At 61.9% G+C, this 19,791-nt stretch carries 16 protein-coding genes; 8 read left to right on the top strand and 8 right to left on the bottom strand.

What is annotated here, in order from left to right; all coding sequences use genetic code 11:
* The first annotated feature begins 964 nt into the window (after positions 1-964).
* Entirely contained in the window at positions 965-2,863 is a 1,899-nt protein-coding gene (locus C4900_RS08340; protein WP_065969704.1) for a potassium transporter Kup, read from the top strand.
* A gap of 231 nt (positions 2,864-3,094) precedes the next feature.
* Here the strand turns inward: C4900_RS08340 and C4900_RS08335 are convergent, their stop codons facing one another.
* Positions 3,095-4,129 carry a DUF3034 family protein gene (locus tag C4900_RS08335; protein WP_211306845.1) on the bottom strand — a complete coding sequence of 345 codons (1,035 nt, stop codon included), beginning with the start codon at positions 4,127-4,129 and terminating at the stop codon, positions 3,095-3,097.
* A 1,668-nt stretch (positions 4,130-5,797) separates the two neighbouring features.
* Here C4900_RS08335 and C4900_RS17250 point away from each other — a divergent pair.
* The 7 genes from C4900_RS17250 (at position 5,798) to C4900_RS08305 (ending at position 11,988) form a co-directional block, all read left to right on the top strand.
* A complete protein-coding gene (locus C4900_RS17250) occupies positions 5,798-6,100 on the top strand; it encodes a hypothetical protein (RefSeq protein ID WP_147267166.1) in 303 nt (100 codons plus the stop codon).
* Positions 6,101-6,261: 161 nt separating this feature from the next.
* Entirely contained in the window at positions 6,262-6,438 is a 177-nt protein-coding gene (locus tag C4900_RS16020; protein WP_170132484.1) for a hypothetical protein, read from the top strand.
* A gap of 586 nt (positions 6,439-7,024) precedes the next feature.
* Positions 7,025-7,633 carry a PQQ-binding-like beta-propeller repeat protein gene (locus tag C4900_RS08325; protein ID WP_211306844.1) on the top strand — a complete coding sequence of 203 codons (609 nt, stop codon included), beginning with the start codon at positions 7,025-7,027 and terminating at the stop codon, positions 7,631-7,633.
* Between the two features lie 82 nt (positions 7,634-7,715).
* Positions 7,716-8,948: a tyrosine-type recombinase/integrase gene (locus C4900_RS08320; RefSeq protein ID WP_114282488.1), complete on the top strand. Its 1,233-nt coding sequence runs from the start codon at positions 7,716-7,718 to the stop codon at positions 8,946-8,948.
* Positions 8,945-9,895: a tyrosine-type recombinase/integrase gene (locus C4900_RS08315; protein WP_114282834.1), complete on the top strand. Its 951-nt coding sequence runs from the start codon at positions 8,945-8,947 to the stop codon at positions 9,893-9,895. Before C4900_RS08320 ends, C4900_RS08315 begins: the two co-directional genes overlap by 4 nt.
* On the top strand, positions 9,892-10,890 hold the full coding sequence (locus C4900_RS08310; RefSeq protein ID WP_114282489.1) for a tyrosine-type recombinase/integrase: 999 nt from the start codon (positions 9,892-9,894) through the stop codon (positions 10,888-10,890). The genes C4900_RS08315 and C4900_RS08310 overlap by 4 nt, the downstream gene beginning before the upstream one ends.
* 78 nt (positions 10,891-10,968) lie before the next feature.
* Positions 10,969-11,988: an outer membrane protein assembly factor BamB family protein gene (locus C4900_RS08305; protein ID WP_211306843.1), complete on the top strand. Its 1,020-nt coding sequence runs from the start codon at positions 10,969-10,971 to the stop codon at positions 11,986-11,988.
* 33 nt (positions 11,989-12,021) lie between these two features.
* On the opposite strand, the gene C4900_RS08300 is transcribed toward C4900_RS08305, so the two are convergent.
* The 7 genes from C4900_RS08300 to C4900_RS08260 all read right to left on the bottom strand — a co-directional run bounded on the left by C4900_RS08300 (position 12,022) and on the right by C4900_RS08260 (position 19,758).
* Positions 12,022-13,029 carry a heme o synthase gene (locus tag C4900_RS08300; RefSeq protein WP_065970869.1) on the bottom strand — a complete coding sequence of 336 codons (1,008 nt, stop codon included), beginning with the start codon at positions 13,027-13,029 and terminating at the stop codon, positions 12,022-12,024.
* Between the two features lie 30 nt (positions 13,030-13,059).
* Positions 13,060-13,974, bottom strand: coding sequence for a hypothetical protein (locus tag C4900_RS08295; protein ID WP_211306842.1), 915 nt, complete (start codon positions 13,972-13,974; stop codon positions 13,060-13,062).
* A gap of 120 nt (positions 13,975-14,094) precedes the next feature.
* Positions 14,095-14,445 carry a hypothetical protein gene (locus C4900_RS08290; RefSeq protein ID WP_065970870.1) on the bottom strand — a complete coding sequence of 117 codons (351 nt, stop codon included), beginning with the start codon at positions 14,443-14,445 and terminating at the stop codon, positions 14,095-14,097.
* Positions 14,445-15,074, bottom strand: coding sequence for a cytochrome c oxidase subunit 3 (locus C4900_RS08285; RefSeq protein WP_065970871.1), 630 nt, complete (start codon positions 15,072-15,074; stop codon positions 14,445-14,447). The genes C4900_RS08290 and C4900_RS08285 overlap by 1 nt, the downstream gene beginning before the upstream one ends.
* Before the next feature lie 53 nt (positions 15,075-15,127).
* Positions 15,128-17,212, bottom strand: coding sequence for a cbb3-type cytochrome c oxidase subunit I (locus tag C4900_RS08280; RefSeq protein WP_065970948.1), 2,085 nt, complete (start codon positions 17,210-17,212; stop codon positions 15,128-15,130).
* A gap of 76 nt (positions 17,213-17,288) precedes the next feature.
* Positions 17,289-18,092: a cytochrome ubiquinol oxidase subunit II family protein gene (locus C4900_RS08275; RefSeq protein WP_170132483.1), complete on the bottom strand. Its 804-nt coding sequence runs from the start codon at positions 18,090-18,092 to the stop codon at positions 17,289-17,291.
* A 1,111-nt stretch (positions 18,093-19,203) separates the two neighbouring features.
* A complete protein-coding gene (locus C4900_RS08260) occupies positions 19,204-19,758 on the bottom strand; it encodes a pyridoxamine 5'-phosphate oxidase family protein (protein WP_065970876.1) in 555 nt (184 codons plus the stop codon).
* Between the last annotated feature and the right edge of the window lie 33 nt (positions 19,759-19,791).

Genomic DNA, 19,791 nt, shown 5'->3' with positions numbered 1-19,791 from the left:
CATCGGAGGGAAGGCCGCGGGGAAGGCGGCCGGAATCTCGTGGTTGAGCCCCTTCATGCGAGGACCGTCGCCGACCCTATGCTTGACGGACAAGGCCTGCGTGGCGAGGGCACCGAATCGTTTTACTCACTCCGTACGCGGAGGGTGCGCAAAGCCCTGGCGCGGCCGGGCCCCCTTGGCCTGTAATCGGGCGCGATGCGCCATGGCCTTGCACAGATGGGCAGACACCGGAAGGCCCTCTTGCCCCGCTGACCTTTTGGGCCATACGCACCTTCCAGGACACTTCTTGCCCTACAGAAGCGTTATGGACCGCCACACCCACGCCCGAGCCATGCGTCCTGCCGGCCACAGTGACCGACAATACCGACTGTCCGAGCATCTCCCAGACGCTCATCCGGCCGGACCGAAATCCGATGATCCCGGTAAGCTCGCCGCCATGCCCGGGCCCATCCTGCTCCAAGACACACCCCACCGCCACCGCGAGTACTTCGGCTACGCTGAGCCCCGCCACACAGGGCTCGGTTGACCGCCTTCGGGAACGCGCCTTACCGATACGCATGGCTTACGTGCTGCGCGCCTGCGTGGTCACCATGAGCCACCCGATAATCGCACCGCTTTAATAAGGCGTGCAGCCATCAAGAGCCACCAGAAGCGCCATGGCGAGGTACACGGCACGCACGGCGGGCCCTGTTGGCGGCGCATCAACTCCTGATCCGCCAAGTCCCTACCGGCCCGCGTCATGTCCGGTCACCCTAGCGTATGACGCAGGCCGTCGTCGTGGCCGACAGAGCCTTTCGGGGACCGGCGCCTGCGATAAGGGCCTGCAATTCGGGCTCGGTCGCGACCGACCGGCGTGCGGGACACAATGCGCCCTGGCTTGCGGGCTTTGATACCGGGGCATGACTCGCTATCATGCCCGGCTACGCCCCGCCCGGCGGGCCTGCCATCAGATGTAGGGGAACGCATGACAGAAGACGCTAAAGCAGGAGTTCCGTGGATGGCCTTGGCGGCCCTTGGCGTGGTGTTCGGCGACATCGGCACGAGCCCGCTCTACACCCTAAGCGCTTGCCTGGCGGCGCTGTCGATGCCCGCCACCCCCGCGCACCTGCTCGCCATCATCTCGCTCATCCTGTGGACCCTGATCCTGGTGGTGGCCGTCAAGTATGCCTGGTTCGTCATGCGCGCCGACGAGCACGGCGAGGGTGGTGTCATGGTCATCACCGCGCTTGCCGCGCGCGGGCAGCCCGAGGGATCACGCACACGTTGGCTCATCTTCGCCCTGGGGCTCCTCGGGGCCTCCCTGTTCTATGGAGACGGGGCGGTCACCCCGGCGATCTCTGTACTCTCGGCGCTACAGGGCATGGAGGTCGCGTCGGCACGCCTCACCCCACTGGTAGTGCCGTTATCGGTAGGTATCATCATCGGGCTTTTTTGGATACAAAGGCGCGGCACGGCGGCCATAAGCCGCTTCTTCGGCCCGGCCATGCTCGTCTGGTTTCTGATACTGCTCGTCTCCGGGGCGACCTGGGTGGCACAGGCCCCGTCCGTGATCCGCGCATTCGATCCATGGCTTGGCCTACATATCCTGGTGACACATGGCGTCGGGGGCTTTACGATCCTGGGGGCGGTGGTGCTCGCGGTTACCGGCGCCGAGGCATTGTACGCCGACCTCGGTCATTTTGGTGCACGCCCGATCCGCCTGGCATGGTATTTCGCGGTGCTCCCGGCGCTCGCCTTCAACTATCTCGGGCAAGGGGCGTTGCTCATTCTGCATCCAGCGGCCGCCCAGAACCCGTTTTTCAAGATGTTCCCGGGATGGGCTACGATCCCCATGGTGCTGGTCTCCGGGATCGCCACAGTCATCGCCTCGCAATCGATCATCACTGGCGCCTACTCCGCGACCCGCCAGGCCTCCATGCTCGGCTATCTGCCGCGGCTCACTATCCACCATACGTCGGCGAGCGAACGCGGCCAGATCTATCTGCCCGGCCTGAACTGGGCGTTGATGATTGCAGTCATCCTCATCATTCTCGCCTTCCGATCATCCGATGCCTTGAGCTTCGCCTATGGCACGGCGGTCACCGGGACCATGCTCTTTACCACCATCCTGGTGTTTTTCGTAGCCCGCCAGAGCTGGCGCTGGCCGCTATGGAAGGCCGGCCTGTTCTCGGGATTCTTCGTGCTCATAGACGGGGTCTTTTTCAGCGCCAACATCGTAAAATTCGTCGCCGGCGGCTGGGTACCGGTCACCATCGGGCTGGCAGTCTTCACCCTGATGTCGACCTGGCGACGCGGCCGTAAGCTCTTGACGCAGGCACTCTCGCCGGAATCCCTGTCAATACCAGAATTTCTGGACATGATCACAGCGAGCAGCATCAACCGGGTGCCTGGAACGGCGGTATTCCTGACCGTACGTGTAGGCGGCATCCCCCATACCCTGCTGCACAACCTCAAGCATAACAAGGTCTTGCACGAGCGAGTCGTGATCCTGACCATCCAGTTCGAGCCCATACCCCGCGTCCCACGCGCCGAACGCGCGGCGGTCCACGACTACGGTAAGGGGCTTTACGGTCTCATCGCCCGCTACGGTTTCATGGAACATCCGGACATCCCGAAACTGTTGGCGGGCATCGCCCTTCCATTTAGCTGGAATGCCGCCGACACTACCTACTTCGTCTCGCGCCAACATATCCTGCCCAAAGCCGGTGGCTCGCTCGCTTTGTGGCGCCAGCGTCTGTTCGCGGTCATGCTCAAGGCCTCGGCGACCGCTATCGACTTCTTCCACCTCCCTGCCAATCAGGTCATGGAGTTAGGCGATGTGGTCGAGCTTCCCGATCGACCAAGAAAGCCGCTTGAGCCTTGATGTGCAGTCCCACTGCGGATCCCGCACGAATGCATGCGATATCACTATTGCGCAGCCCATTCCACGTCCTGAAAAAGCGCGAGGAATGCTTCATCTCAATGGAGGTGGCTGCGTCTATCGGACCTGTCAGGGCCCCGCAGATTTGCATACGAATCTGCGGGGCCCAAAAGGTCTCTGCTACACTTTTTACTTATAATCCCGCTTCATCCTCGCGGGTCGCGTCTATTCCTATTAGAAGCTCGTCGTTAATGACGCATATAATCCATTATTGTTCGGGACGCCCGATATATGGCCCAACATTGCATAGGCAAACGTCAGTGACAGGTTTTTGTTGGGGATATAGGCGACATAAACATCTTTCCAGGCACTGGTTTGACTGAGAACCGGCCCTACATTCAGCTGGTTCTGCGGCATTGACCGATACTCGCCACCCACTACTACCTTCGGATTTAAGAATATGCCGGCCGAAACCTCCGGTTCATAATGGTAACTCGTGTCGCTTGAGTAGGGGCCCTGAAAACCGAATAGGCCATTGTAGTTCGCTCGCGTGGCATCCAGCGTAAAATCCAGCAACGTTGCATGCCCGAAGAGGCCTTTCATCCACACTTTGGTGAGTGCCAGGTAGTAACTCATACCGCTGGCCTTAGTGCCAAGTGCGGTCATAAGGGCCCCATCCTCGTTATGGTGATATTGCGCGCCGACCGATATCTGAGGCATCCAGGTATGCTGCTGATAGATGGTGTTCCCAAAGACCCGCACTTTTACGCCGACAATATCCTGATTGATTGCGGCGTTGTCCTGCAAGATGCCGCCCTGGTTCGCAGGACTACCTGGCTGCCCATAGGGGGCGCCTAACACATTGGCCAAATATGGCCCGGTGTTGCCCAAACTGAAGTTTTGTTGGGCGACCGATACCTCAACGCGGTTACTGATACCGGCAGACACGCCGTAGGCGTTACCAACATAGTTCGCCGTAGTGAAGTTCGTATAGAAAGCCGTAAAGCCAATCTGACCTGACGCTCCGTATCCGCTAATCAAGGCCCACGGTACAACGCCGCCGCCACCCGCTCCACTGATAGTCGTAACACCGCCCGTGCCCGCCGGCCGCCCCTGGCCAAACAAATCTTTGTGGCTGAAAAACCCTGTCGCGTGTGCGCTTATCGGCATAACCAACGCACCCATACCACAAGCCATCGCTACGCTACTCCCGAGCATAGCCCTTTGGATGACGCGCGCCAGCGCATTTCCCTGGTTCTTTTTCATCATACGATTCTCCTCACGATTGTCGTTACAGGCGCAGCCTTTTGCCGGAGTTATCACTTTGGACAAAATGCGCCGCGCTTCTTTTCACCTCCCCGAAGGCTCTACTTTCCCATAACGGTCCATTCCGATCCCAGTTCTCGGCCCATCAATGCACGGATCGCAACGGCTACCAGTCCCTGTAAACGCCATGACTTACGCCATATGACGTTAGCATATGGACTCCTTCAGTGAACGTTGTGTAGTTCGTGCGGCCAGAAATAATCGGCCATGGTGATGGCGACCCGTATTCTTGCGCCAGCCACAAGGATAGACACTGTTCTGAAACTCCAGGAGGCACGGCTGACAACCAGCCGGCAATCCGCCAATAATCTGGGGTTTACGGTACAAATTAACGTACCAAGTAGAAATGCGCATAACAATTGCGTCCATTCCATATATATCCCAGTGTCCTGTTACAACTTTCGTCATATGGACTAAACCCTGCGCATCATGAATACAATAAGCAATCACCACCAAATTCCATTATAGAGACACGGATAATTGCTATTACTGCTTCAATGTCATTACGTCTCTTTTAATATATTTACCTCATTCAATAGGCTGACCGCACATAAAATCGCAACGCATAATAACTTATGACCGTTCGCCAATGACAGTCGTAATGACTAGCGCTAGCGGCTCTCTCTTTTATGCAATGCGCAGCGACGTCGTCACGTGAATTCGCAATATGTCCACCGGGCTCGTTTCTTCATTAATAGGACATGTACTGCATTATTTGTTATTGCGGCTTCAGACTTTTCTATCGGCGCTTGTATCGTACACGGTATTCGTGTTCCGTGTTTCTATACCTTGTATTTTCTTTCTTAGTTTTGGCGTTATGGCCATGATATTTGTCTAATTATGGCATACCGTCCATAACACACACAATCGTGTTTTTTATTATTATTCATAAGGTCCACTAATATATTGAGGCACATTGTATATTATTACTATTACTTGTCCTTAATACTATAATATTATTAACCGCTGATATAGTGGGTCGGCGAAGGGCAAAGGATCGATGGCGCGGAGCGCGGCGGCAAACACCGCGACCGGGCAGGTCTGGCCGATTTGCCGCATTGGGCCCCTACCGCGTGAGCAGCATAGTCAACGAAACACTTTACACCCGCCCGATAGACTAGGCGCATCGCGAGATGGAGGCCGCCAGGATATGCGGCCGATAGCGCTTGCAAAATTCGCGACGTTTCCCACCGTCGCTCGGCGTGGGTCTTTTGGGCTCCCCAAGAGAGGCTGAAGGGGATGGCCTTGCCGGTACGCTCCCCATAAACACCTTCCTAGTGTCTCCCTTGGAATCACGAACACTCAGTTGACGTTGCTGTGTCATAAATGGCAGCTCAAGTTCAGGGATGCGCAACAGGGACAGCGGTCGAGCGATTGGACGATGGCACGGGCTAACAGAAAGCGCAGCGTGGCGATCGAGTCGGGAGCGTGGCGCTGCCTTCCTCCGGCGGTCACGCGGCGTGTAGCCTTTGGGTAGTAGAGACGCTTGTGATCGAGCGGAGGTTTTTTACACCCACCATATGTTTTCAGGCGTGTTGTGAGCAGAAACCCGTAGGCCGCTATGCACAGTGTGGCGTGATGATGGGAGCCGCGCCACCCGCGACTCTCATAATGGGAGAGACCGAACTCCTGTTTGAGTTCCTGATAATCCCGCTCAATGGGGCCGCGCATCATCGCCGTACTCACCAAGGCTCGACGCGTCATCGTGACCGGGAGACGAGCGAGCCAATAATGTACGGGCTCAAGCCCTTGTCGGGGCCAGTCGGTCAGCAGCCACTCTTCCTCGCGGGGGGGGCACACCGATGCCAGTCCCGGTGCGCCGCCGGCACGGGCAGCGCGGCAAAGCGCGAGGAGAGCCTCGCGTTCGTGCCCGGCCGCCACGTGACCGTGCGCCAGGCGCTCGGCGGGAGCTGACAGGCCACCACCTTGACGGACACAGGTGTGTGTCCGGGTGCTCGGCGTAATCGCGCGACTCGCGACCCGCCTCCGCACAGCCGAGACCACAACTGCATGACCAGGCCTCCGCGATCGAACAGTGGCGCGCCCAAGGAGCTGCCTGCGAGGCCGCGCAGGCCATGTGTCGCGCGACCATCGCCGAACGGGACGCGCGGATCGCGGAGCTCAAAACCGATCTCGCCCAGGCGCACGAGCGTCATGCGCAAAAGAGTGCCGGCGGGCGCCTCCTGGGTGTGCTGGCGGCGCAGACGCCGCCTGCGGGCCCTGCCTCATCCTCCCCCGCGCAGCCCGCCTAAACCTCGCCTCTCTCTCACCTCCGGCGGGGCGGCGCTGTGCGTCTGCCGCCCCGCCCTCACAAGATGGGAGTTCGAGGCCCTTGTCCGCTTGCCAAAAACCCCGCAAAACGAACCCATCCGAAGCCGGGAAAAGGCCACTTTGCCGTGGCTCCTTAAGCCGCGAATCGGTGGCGCCTTTAGGGTGCGATTTAACACACGATGCATCCGGAGCTCCTCGGGGTCGACAAACTCAAGTCGGACGATGTCGCCCATAGGGCTTTGATGCGCATCGATGAGTTGGCGGGGTTGGCGCGGCTCGACCGGCAGCTCGCGAAGACCACCCGAACGTTATTGAGTACCCCGTGGATCCTGGGTGTCGACACCACGGGGAGGTGTCTTTACGGGAAACAGCAAGGTGCGGTGGTGGATTTACCCCTCCGCTCATCCCCAATCCTATTAAGGCCTCCGGCAGAGGTGTGCCGACCTCAAGTGGGCCATCATGGATGCGTCCGACTCCAGGGAATAATTCGCCTCTGGCATCAGTCCTCTAGCAGAGGGAGGACTGCGCAACGCGTACTGACATTGCCAATTTTAGAGGAGTATGCCTATGCCGATACGCCGTTTTCGATTTACCACGAGCATGCTCGGGCTTGCGATTGCATCCGCCTCCTGGGCCGCACCCTTGAGTGTCCCACACGACCCCGGAAACAATCCGCTGGATCCCTTCGGTCCGTTCGCGACCGTCTACTTCCCGCGCAATGCACCGGCCCCCGCCGACCGCGTGGGACCCAAGCGCTGGACCCATGCCTATGGCGGCCCGAATCATAACGCCGCATTTGCCGTATCCGCGCATGCGCCGGCGTGGATCCGCAACGGCGTGTCCTGGAATTTCCCTGAGGCGCGCGCCTGGCCACTCACCGACAAGCGGCCGTTTGGGGCACGCATCTACGGTGTGAAGGAGGCCTTGCCGGTGCAGACCCAGTTCTATGGCAACGCCCTGGGGGTGTCTGTGGTCAAAGGCGTGGTCTACGCAGAGAGCGACGATACCTTCGCTTACGCGGTCAATGCCCGTACCGGACGCCTGATCTGGCGGGCAAGCCCGGTCGGCAACAACGTGACTAATGCCGTTAACGGCATTAGTCACGTTATTCCGCGTCACGGATTATTCCGCCTCGCCCGCATGGAGAGAGATTTTGGGCTTGTTGTCAGGCATTAGCAGACCAGCCCCCTGTTCGTGACGCGGCATAATCCACGTGGTCTCCTGAGTTCGGCAATGGTGCCAAACCAGGAGAAGCCACATGGAGACAGATGGTTCGCAAAGAGGTGAGCGCCCCGGACCCCTTGAGGCATACGTCGACGCGTTTCTGGACGACCAACGGATCGCCGGGTACTCCCCGAACACCCTGGCCGAGCGCAGGGCGGTGACCATCGCCTTCGCGCGGTGGGCCAAGCGGCACGCCATCGCCGAGGGGTCCCTCGGGGAGGAGCACGTCCAGTCCTTCATCAGGCGCCGGCCGCCGCAATGTTCGGCCACCGAGAGCGAGCGGGCCACGGTACGACGTTTTCTGGCCTATCTGCGCGCGTGCGGCGTCATGCCGTCTGCACCCTCCCAGCCGGACACGCCTGCCGAGGCACTGGTGGCGCGCTACATCACTTTCCTCCGCAAGGATCGGGGACTCGCCGAGCGTTCGATCCTGGTCTATGCGCCCTGCGCCCGGGCGTTTCTGGCCACCCGGCAGGCGCAGGCGGGGCGGCTTGCGCTCGATCAGTTGGATGCCAAGACGATTCACGCCTTCCTGCTCGGCCGGATCAGGAATCACGCCTCGGAGTCGTCGCGGTTGGTGACCGTGGCGCTGCGCTCGCTGCTGCGCTTCCTCTTCCTGCGCGGCGAAACCCCGAGGGACCTCTCGGCGGCGGTCCCGACGATGCGTACGTACCGTGAGGCGGGCGTGCCGGCGCTGTTGACGCCCGAGGAGGTCGAGGAGGCGCTGGCGAGTCCGGATCGATCGACCTCCAAGGGCCGGCGCGACTACGCCATCCTTCTGCTGCTCGCGCGCCTCGGGCTGCGCGCCTCCGAGGTGGTCTTGCTTACGCTCGAGGATGTTCATTGGCGCACCGGCGAGCTGGTTGTGCGCGGGAAGGGGTCCCGGATGGAGTCCCTGCCGCTTCCCGCCGATGTGGGTCGGGCGCTGGCTGAGTATCTGCGCCGCGACCGGGGCACCACCACCTCCCGCCGCGTGTTCCTGCGTGCGATCCCGCCGCGCATCGCACTCACGGGCCCGTGTGCCATTGACCACATCGTGCGGCTGGCCCTCGCCCGTGCCGGCATCCCGCCGCAGCCACAGCACGTCGCGCACCTGTTTCGGCACAGTCTGGCGACCCGGATGATCCGCCAGGGCGCCTCCCTCGCGGAGATCGCCGAAGTGCTGCGGCACCATACGCAAGCGAGCACCCGGATCTACGCGAAGGTCTCGCTGGAGGCGTTGCGGGGCGTGGCGCTCCCGTGGCCGCTGACCGGAGGTGCGCCATGAGCGCGCTTGGGGAGGCCCTGACCCAATACATCACGGTGCGCCGCGCCCTCGGGACGCGGCTGGCGGAGCCGGCTAACACACTCCGGCAGTTCGTCACATTTCTCGAACAGGAGGGCTCCGCGCACATCACCACGGCGTTGGCGCTGCGCTGGGCGACCGCCCGTCCCGGCGTGCAGAAGGCTACCTGGGGCCGGAGGCTCTCGATGGTGCGGAAGTTCGCGGCCTGGTGGAGTGCCTTCGATCCGCAGACCGAAGTGCCCCCTCGGCATCTGGTGTCCTCACGGCACCGCCGCCCCCGCCCCCATATCTACACGGAGGCGCAGACGCAAGCCCTGATGGCCGCGGCGGCGCAATGCCGATCACCCACCGGCCTGCGTGCACTGACGTATACGACGCTCATCGGGCTACTCGCCGCCACCGGTCTGCGTCCGGGCGAGGCGCTCGCGCTGGATCGCAGTGACGTGGATCTCCAGAACGGGATCCTCTTCATCCGCGAGACCAAGTTCGGCAAGTCCCGCCTCGTGCCCATCGCCGCCACTACGCGCCTCGCGCTCGCGCACTATGCCGCGCGACGCGACGCGTTGTGTCCGCATCCGCAGACCCCGGCGTTCCTGCTCTCCGAGCGGGGGCGGCGCCTCGCCGGCTCCAGCGTCCGGCGGATGTTCGTCAGACTCTCCCGCGCCGTCGGCCTGCGCCCTGCAAACGGTTCGCCCCGCGCTGGCCGCGGGCCGCGGCTGCAGGACTTTCGCCACTCGTTCGTCACCGGCCGGCTGGTGGCATGGTACCGCGCCGGGGCGGATGTCACGCGCGAGCTGCCGAAGCTTGCGACGTATGTCGGCCACACCGAAGTTGGCCTCACCTACTGGTACATCGAGGCCGTGCCGGAACTGCTGATGTTGGCCACCGAACGCCAAAGCGGGCGTGCGGATACGGGAGGTGCACGATGAGCCCGACGACATTCCCGGCCTTGCTGCAGCAATTCTTCACCGAGCGGTTGCTTGGGAGCCAGGGTGCGAGTCCGCACACCGTGGGAGGCTACCGCGACACCTTCCGCCTGCTGTTGCGCTTTGCCGCGGCACACCTGCACTGCACCCCGTCGGCGCTGCGCCTCGAGCAGCTCGATGCCCCGCTCCTGGAGGCGTTCCTCGAGTATCTGGAGCGTGAGCGGGGCAATGGGGCGCGCACCCGCAATCAGCGGCTCGCGGCCCTTCACGGCTTCTTTCGCTACGTGGCGCTGGCCGAACCGGCGCGCAGTTTGCAGTGTCAGCGCATCCTCGCGATTCCGCCCAAGCGCTTCGAGCGCGGGCCGGTGGCGTTTCTCACCCCGGAGGAGGCGCAGGCGCTCATCGCCGCCCCGGATGCCGGGACCTGGATCGGCCGGCGGGATCGCACCCTCTTGGCACTGGCCCTCCAGACCGGCCTGCGCAGCAGTGAGATCCGGCAGCTTTGCTGCCGGGACGTCGCGATCGGCACAGGACCCCATGTACGCTGTCTCGGCAAAGGACGCAAGACGCGCTGCACCCCGTTGCGCCCCGAAGTGGCGGCCCTCCTCAAGGCATGGCTATGCGAACGCCGAGGGGATCCTGCGGATCCGGTCTTTCCGAGCGCCCGGGGTGGCGGCGCCTTGAGCGCAGATGCCCTGGCAGGCATCGTGGCGCGGCACACGGCGACCGCCGGCCGAGCCTGCCCCTCGTTAAAGACCAAGCGCGTCACCCCGCACACGCTGCGACACGCCGCGGCCATGGCCCTGCTGCAAAGCGGCGTCGATATCACGGTCATCGCCCTGTGGCTCGGACACGAATCGACGCAGTCCACGGAGATTTATCTGCATGCCGACATGCGCCTGAAGGAGCAGGCGCTGGCGCATGCGACCTCCGCGGGCATTGCGCCCCGCCGCTTCCACGCCCCCGATCGGCTGCTTACGTTCCTCGAGGGCCTGTAATTATGCCGCGACCGGGCGTGCCATTGATCCGCGATCCGCCGCGAAATCGCAGCGCTGCACCGTGACGCGGAATAATCCGTGACGCGGAATAACCTCATGGGCAATCCACTCGTGAATGCCAACCGCGTCTACCTGTCGGCGGGCAGCGTATCGTTCAATTTCGCGAACGTCACCCTCTATGCCCGCGACCCCCAGGCCGCCGGGCGCGGCAAGGACATCGATTACAATGGCGTCTACTGCCTGAACGCCCACAACGGCAAGCTACTGTGGTATTTCCCCACCGCCGGCGACGCCATGCCTACACCGGCCTACGCCTATAGGTCGCTCTATATCAGTACCGGCGATGGCAATATCTATGCGATCAGCGCGCGTACCGGCCATAAACGCTGGATGACCCACGTCGGTGGGATCGCCAATATGTCGAGCCCGGCCGCCTGGCACCATCGCGTATTCGTGTCCATGTCCGTAATCCCCGACCTCTACGCCTTGGATGCCCGTACCGGCCGGGTGCTATGGAAGGCGAGCATCCCGGGGGCCGCCAATACCGGTATGGGCGATGTCTCGCCGGCGGTACGTCATGGCATCGTCGTCATGGATGCGGTAGCCGATCCACGCCTGATAGACGGCCACCCAACGCTTACCACTATCGTGCGCGCCTATAACGCTCGCACTGGAAAGGTCCTGTGGACCCACAATATGGGGCGCGGCCCTAAGGTCCCGGCCTTCAAGGGCGGCGTGCCCATGATCATCCATGGCATGGTTTACGTCGGCTCGCCAATCACCTCCGACTATGAGGCGATCAACGCGCGCACCGGCCGCGTGATGTGGACCTGGCATGTGCCCAACGCCGGCCCGGCGGGCGCCGGACGCGGTGCCCCGACCTATTACCAGGGCGTTCTCTATATCTCGACGGGTCCCGATGTCTATGCCCTGAATCCCAAGACCGGGCAGGTCCTCGGCCACCGCCATATCGGCGGGCGCTTTGGGATCGTGAGCCCGACCATCGTCGGCGGCACGATCTATCTCGGCAATTCGTGGGACTGGATCAATGCCCTACCGGTAAAGAGTGTAAACCCGCACTTCCAGTTGCGTTCGTGACCGGCAGGCCCACCCCCGCAGCCGCGCCTGGGATCAGGCGCGGCTGATCTGGCCTAGGATGTGATGACCGAACGCGCGCACCACCGTACCAGCCTCGCGTATGATGCCGCTCGGACCCATGTAATGGCCGATGACGAGCAAGGTAAACAAGGCGAACAGGTAACTGATCGAGACCTGAAACACGCGCCGCGCATAGCGATCCATGCCGTCATCCACGGGCATACGTCGCAGTTTCAGGGTCATGCCGAGATAGTAGAGCCCGAGACCGGCAGCCGCCACCGCGTACAGGGCGTTCCCATTGGCAATGACCGGGATCAGGCTTACGACAAGGGTGGCGATGGCGTACTTCACGATCTCGCGGCGCGTGCGGTCGACACCATGCGTCACCGGCAGCATCGGAATACAGGCCTTGGCGTAGTCCTCGCGGCAGCAGATCGCAAGCGGCCAGAAATGCGCCGGGGTCCACACCGACACCAGCGCCACCAGACTCCAGGGCAACAGCGCGTCGGGTGCGCCGCCGGCGGCCGTCCAGCCTATGATCGGTGGCAGTGCGCCGCCGATGCCGCCCCATACGATATTCCAAGGGGTATTGGGCTTTAGATAGACCGTATAGATCACCCCGTAACCGAGGGTGCCGATGAGCGTGAAGCCCAGCGTCCAGAGATTGGTCTCCAACAGCAGCACGAGCACAGATGCTGTGAACAGTGCGGCGGCGAACATCACGGCGCGAGGTCGCGAGATTCGGCCGACGGCAAGCGGCCGCTGACGAGTACGGCGCATGTGCTGATCCAGCGATGGCTCAATCAGCTGATTGATGACGCCGCCCGCACCGCCGGCCAGCGCGATACCAAGGAGGCCAGCACCCGCGCCCAGGAGATGCTGCGAAAAGCCCGGGGCCAATACCGCCCCGACCGCGCCTGTGAACACCAACAGCGAGACCACACGCGCCTTGGCGAGCACCAGGAGGTCGCGGACCACGGCCATCGCGACACTGCCACCCGCGGCCGACGCCACCGACCCCTTCACTGCCTTTGCTGTCATGAACCCTCCTGCCGTCCGCCGCGAAGGCCCCTACACCTGCCAGTTCAATACGATCGCCAAGGTGATGGCGAGTACCATGGCCTGATGGAACACCACTACCGCGCCCGGGGCCTTGGGGCGCAAGTTCACACCATGGAACAGTAAGAACCCGACCGCGAACTGCGCGATCGCAAGATAAAAGGCCACGGGATACGCGGGCATCATCCATCCGAGGGTGCCCACGACCAGCAACGCCGCGAGAATGTGGATTGCAACCGTCCACTGCGAAGCGCGCTTAGGCGCGACGAATGGCTCGATGGGTTGCCCGAAGCCGCGCTGGCCGGTGGTCATACCGCCCAGGAAGATCGCCAGAAATACCGCGTGCAGGGCAATACTGGTATCAAGATACTGCAGAAAATGGATGTCCGGGTAACGCAGCCCCACGAGATAGGATACGAGCACGCTGTAGGCCAAAAGCCCATGCGTGCCATGCACGAACGCCGGCGCCCGGCCCGCCAGGACATGCAGGGTCCCCATACCAAAGAGTGCGGTGGCCACGATCAGCGCAAGTCCGGTGATGGTCGCGGCGTCAGGATGCAAAACCACGAGCGCCACCCCAATCAGGCCCAGGGTCGTCGCCACCACCCTATGGGCCGCCTCTGGATCCCCCCGCACGAGAAGCGTCAGGATGTTACGGGTATACGGCCAGCGGGTTCCCAAGGATAGCCCGAATCCAAACCCCTCAACGAGGCTGCCCAGCAAGATAATGGCGATCGCAAATAGCACCTGGGTGAGCATGAGCGCCTGCACCCAGGCCTCGCGACCCATGGCTACCGATGTGGTGCCACGCCATATCCCGGCGGCGATGGCCACGAAAATGAGCCCCGCGATGAATACATTGGCCACGCGGACTGCAGTCGTGACCTCGCCCTGCACCACATGGTGCTCGGAATTTTTATGTTCCATATCCTCCTCGTCGGCCCACCGGGGCTGCACGCGGACAATACCGCAAGAGGGATATTAAACCAACACCCCACCGCCTTGCGGCGCCCTTGAGCGGATACCCCTTGGGCGCTGCCCCGACGTCTAGTGCATGAGCCCCATGAGCATGGTGCGTGCATCCAAGGATTGGAACATCCACATACTGAGCCCTACGGCGATCACAAACAGCGGAAAGGCAAGCGCGAACGATACCGTAGTCCAGATCTGGGTCGACGACAGGTTGAGCTGCAACAACAGCAGTAACTGGACTGCGACCACAAGCGCTGCCAGGCCGGACAGGACAAGCAGGGTGTGGGGTGCGACTGCCGGGTGCCGGGCGATATAAAGCGCTACTGTCATAAGGATGGTGGCGATCAAAAACGCCGCCACATAGGCCCGGCCGCTTGCCAGCTGGACCTCGGGATGCTTCAAGGGATCATGGACATCGTGCGCCATTACAGCACTCCTCGCATATCGACAAAGGTGAATACCAGGACCCAGATGACGGCCTGGAAGTGCCAGAAGAGCTTCAGGTTCAAGAGCCGGTAGACGGTCTTATCAGTGAAGCCCTGGGTGGCCACCTGCACGAACAGCACCGCCATCCACAATAGCCCGAAGGCCATGTGCAGGCCATGGGTCATGACCAGCGCGAAAAACGCCGACAAATAGCCGCTGTCTTGCGGGTAGATGCCGGCATGGAAGAGCTGCGCAAAATCCTGGATCTCGAGCCCCAGAAATACCGCGCCCAGGATAAACGCCGCGCCCAGACCGAAAAGCACCCCGGTGCGATTGTTGTGCTTCAACGCCACCATCGCGCCGCCATAAGCGAGTACGCTCGTAAACACCGCGAGGGTCTCGCCATAGGCCGACAAGGGGTCCACCACGGTATGGAGGGTCGGTCCCCCGGCGGCATTGTAGCTATGACTCAACACCCCATAGGCCGCGAATAGACCCGCGAAGATCATCGCATCGCTCAGCATATACAGCCAGAAACCGAGCGTACGCGTCGCCATCACATCATGGTGATAATGGGCCTCCCAGAGACCGTCAGCCGCCGAATCCATACCACCACTTGCCGTCGCCATCGCCTATCCTCACCCTAGCTACCAAACCGTGATCGCCCGCTTGCCTACCCCAGTCAGGGATTCGACTCATGCGGACGGAACATATCGATGCCACCGCGCGCCTCACCCTCGCGTGACCCCTCCGGCGCATTGCGCCGAAGCCGCCGTTCAGTCTCCTGCACGACACCGGCCTTCACCATATAGTCCGTATCGCGCACAAAGGAGCGCGCGATCACAGTCACAATGATGGCCAGCAGCGACACGTCGGTGAGCCACCATATCCGCCATACGAGCCCGAAACCAAGGCCCAGGGCGAACGCCCCGATGATAAGCGGCACCGGGGTGTTCTTGGGCATGGGGATGTCTTCATAGTGAGCGACCGTCGCCCCCTCCAGCCCCTGCTCGCGGCGCCACACGAGCTCATCGCGCGCATGCACGCGCGGGGTCACGGCATAGTTGTAGAACGGCACCGGCGAAGGCGTAAGCCACTCGAGCGTGCGCGCGCTCCCCCAGGCATCGGCGCCGACGCGCGTGGTGGCGCGGTCACGTATACTCACATAAAGCTGACGCACGAAGTAATAGATCGACACGACATAGAACCCGATACCAATCTCTTCGGCGATCTCAAAGGGCAATAGCGCCGGATTGGAGAGATAATCCAGGCGCCGGGTCATGCCCATGAAGCCCGAGGTATACATGGGAATAAACACCATGATGGTCCCGGCGGTGAAGAACCAGAAGAAGCGCTTGCCCAGGGCCTCATTCAACCTGAAACCGAAGACCTTCGGGAACCAGAAGTTCACGGCACCCATGATGCCGTAGATCACCACCATCAGCATCGTGTGGAAATGCGCCACAACGAACACGCTATTATGGACGCTGTAGTTGACTGGCGGCATCGCCAGCATCATGCCAGTGAGACCTCCGAGGAGCAGCATGAAGAGCGCCCCCACCGCCCATAGCATGGGGGTGTCGAAGCGACTGCGCCCACGATAGACGGTGAAAGCCCAGTTAAAGACCTTCACGCCCGTCGGGATTCCTACCACCATGGTGGCGATGCTGAAGAAGGTGTTGACCTGCGGCCCCGCGCCCATGGTGAAGAAGTGATGCAGCCACACCGACCACGACACTCCGGCGATGGCGAAACTCGCCGCCACCATGGTCGCGTAGCCAAAGAGCGGCTTCTCGGCAAACGTCGGGATGATCTCCGACATCATGCCGAACGCAGGCAGGATCACAAAGTACACCTCCGGGTGACCCCAGATCCAGAACAGATCGGAGTACAGCATGAGATTGCCGCCAAGCCCGGCGGTAAAGAAGTGCGTCCCGAAGTAGCGGTCAGCACCGAGCAGACCGAGCGCCACGGCCAGGACCGGAAACGAGGTAAGCGCAATGATGTTGGTGCTAAGCGCAGTCCAGGTGAAAATCGGTAGCCGCGACCAGGTCATGCCGGGGGCACGCATCTTGATGATGGTCGCGATGAGATTGGCCGCGCCGAGGGTCGTGCCGACACTCGATATCTGGATCGCCCACATCCAGTAATCCACACCGACGCCGGGACTGTAGGCAATCTCGGTCAAGGGCGTAAGCCCGACCCAGCCGGCATGCGAGAAGTCCCCGACAAACAGCGATAGCATGATGAGCGCCGCACCCACCGCGGTCAGCCACAGTCCGAGGGCGTTGAGATACGGGAACGCCATGTCGCGCGCGCCGATCTGCAGAGGCACGACGACGTTCATGAGGCCGACCAGGATCGGGGTCGCGGCAAACAGGATCATGATGGTCCCATGCGCGCTATAGATCTGGTCGAAGTGGTAGGGCAGGAGATAGCCATGCGCGGCCCCGAGGAAACCAGGTGAATGCGGACCGCAGGCCATCACCTGCTGGGTGCGCATCATGAGGGCGTCGATGAAGCCGCGAAACAGCATCACAAGCCCAATGATGATGTACATGACCCCGATCTTCTTATGATCGACCGTGGTCAGCCACTCGCGCCAGAGATAGCCCCACTTGTGTCCGAAGGTGAGGTAGCCAAGGATGACCGCGCCAAGCACGGCCGCGAACACGAACGCGCCAGCGATAATGGGGTTGTCTGGGATCGCCCCGAGCGACAAACGCCCTAAGAGCGGGCTCCAGGGTCCTTGCACGTTCACCATAATCGGACACTCCTCTTTAAGCGAGACACACTGAGCGACACACCACGGCCGGGTCAGCCCGACGCACAAACCCCGAGCCCTATGCGGCTCCGGGCGGCGGCATGCGCGTGGTATAGACCTTGCCGTCAAGCACCCCCTTGATCACCTGATCGAAGAGGCGCGCATGGACATGCGAAAACGCGGGGGTCTTGCCATCGATATTCGTCGTGGGTCTGGCGAATTTATTGAACTGCGCATAGTCCATGTGCCGCGGGAACTTCTGGATCGACTGTATCCAGTGCGTAAAGTGCGCGCTGCTCACCACGTGCGTCTTGAACCCCATCCACGAGAAGCCGGCGCCGCTGAAGTTCGCGGAATATCCCCTGTATTGACCGATCTTGTCAGCCACCAGCACCTGCTTTGTGCGCATACCGGGCATGACATCGATCATGCCGGCCAAGTTGGGTATGAAGAAGTCATTCACGACAGTGGCCGACGTCATATGGAATACCACCGGCGTCCCGCGCGGGATCACGAGTTCATTGGCGACGGCGATATGCTGCTTTGGATAGACGAACAGCCATTGCCAGTCGGTGGTGATGACATCGACGTTCAGGGGTGCGCTCCCGGGATTGGCGGCCGATGCGGTCTTGGTCTTGATCATACGTGGATCGTAGGGATTGACCGCATAGGTCCCCTTGTACGACTCATAGCCGAGCATCGCCACGGTGAGCAACGGGATCGCCCACACTATAAGTTCTATGAGATTCGAATGAGACCAGTGGGGGTCATAGGCGGCGTTGGTGTTGGTCTTGCGATAGCGCAGCAGAAAGTAGGTGGTGATAATCGCCGTGGGGACAATGATCCCGAGCATGACCGCGACATCGAGAATCGTAAATCGCATATCGGCCCCTGACAGGGGCCCCGCCGGCCGAAAGATCAGGAATTGTCGGGCAAGGCCATGGGCGGAACAACCGGAAAGAAACAGCAGGGAGAGAGGAACCAGGGACCGGGCGAGATGCCCAATCCTACGTGCAATCATATCGTACCGCCTGGCCAGCATCGTGACGCCTCCCGCGTGTTTCCTTGGGCGAACGGACAGGAGCCCCAATGCGGCGGGCCCCTATACATCATTCGGGCATATAATAATATGCGAAATCGCAATACGCCAAGAAGATTTTTGCCACAGTACCCATAAAAAAGATCGACGGGTCGGTGCCCCCGGGACTCGGTGGCGCGCGATCGGTCACGCGGATCGGTATCTGGGGCAGCAGACAGGAATAGCGTACGAGCCGCTGACGTCTGCGACCCACAACGATGGGAATTGATCTGGTAAAGACGGTTTTTGCCGTCCACAGCGTCCATGCCCTGCGTCAAAGACCCACAAGAACGATGCCGTCGCTGCCGAAGCGATCTCGGAAACGGTCTCGCATCCCAGCGAGGCGCGGCCCGCGAAGATCGGACAGCCGACAGTCGAGAAGAATATCTGGTCACGAGCGCCCAGGCAGAACCGGTGCCGAGCGGATCGAACCGGCGCATTCCCCTTGCCGGTCAGCGCCCCGTGCTGGCGCTGGGCCCTGCTCCTGGTCTATCAGAACCCGGCCCGGGTCGAGATGTGGCTACAAAACCGACTACCCGAGGCTCCGCGCCCCAATGACGCGTGTGGGGGCCGATATCCGCCATCAGGGTACAGCTCACGGCCGCACGACCGTCGGTCTCTGCCCATGGAGGCTTGTGAGATCGCCATGATTCGTGGCGACAACGGCCGGTGGAGCGGGAAGCCCCGCTCTTTAGGGTGGCGCGCCGTCATAACCTTTCTCAAGCGCTTGCGGGCAGGCAGGGGTTACCCCATCTTTCTCATTGTTGACGGCCGCCTTGCGCATCGCACGAAGCGTGTTCAGCGCCTTGTCCCCGCAGGATCCTTCCCCGCCCTGATCGGCGGGGCTTGGCGCGCGCCCGACCATGATCGCCACCCGGCGAACCCGCGTGCAGGCGACTTGCGAGGGCCGGGGCGATCAGGAGCGGTTCTTGGCGGCGATCCCGGTCTCTATGCCATCGAGACTGACGGCGTTACGCTCATGCCAATATCGCCGTACACCCTCCTCGCCCTTCTTCTCGGTCCAGATACGCAGGTCCGGCCGGTCGCCGGCGAAATCGAAGTACGGTACCCCGAAGCCGCACGAGGTCTGCACGAGGTCGATCGCGACATCGAAGATCTGACGGGCGCCGGGCAACGGCGGAAAGAGCGCGGCAAGTACCGGCCAGTCGGGATCCGTATGGTGGAGGGCGCGCGCGGTGCCGTAGAGCCGCAGAATGACAGGGTCGCCGCTAAAGGCGCAGAACATGAGTGTCATGCGCGCATCGCTCTGGACATGGGCCGCGGACTCGTTGCCGCTACCTGTGAGGTTCAGCCATGCCACGCGATTGGGATCGAGGATGCGCAGGCTATCTAGTCCCTTAGGCGAGACATTGACGCGCGAGTCGCAGGTGGCGGTGGCCACGAAGAAGATCTTCTGTTCCGTTATAAAGCGCGCCCAGCGTTCAGGGATATGCGCGTACTGCTTGGCCATCGACCACCCCACCTCAACTGTCGCGGGAACTCC

This window comes from Acidiferrobacter thiooxydans, assembly GCF_003333315.1.
GTDB classification, from domain to species: domain Bacteria; phylum Pseudomonadota; class Gammaproteobacteria; order Acidiferrobacterales; family Acidiferrobacteraceae; genus Acidiferrobacter; species Acidiferrobacter thiooxydans.
This window is presented reverse-complemented; position numbering and strand designations above follow the sequence as displayed.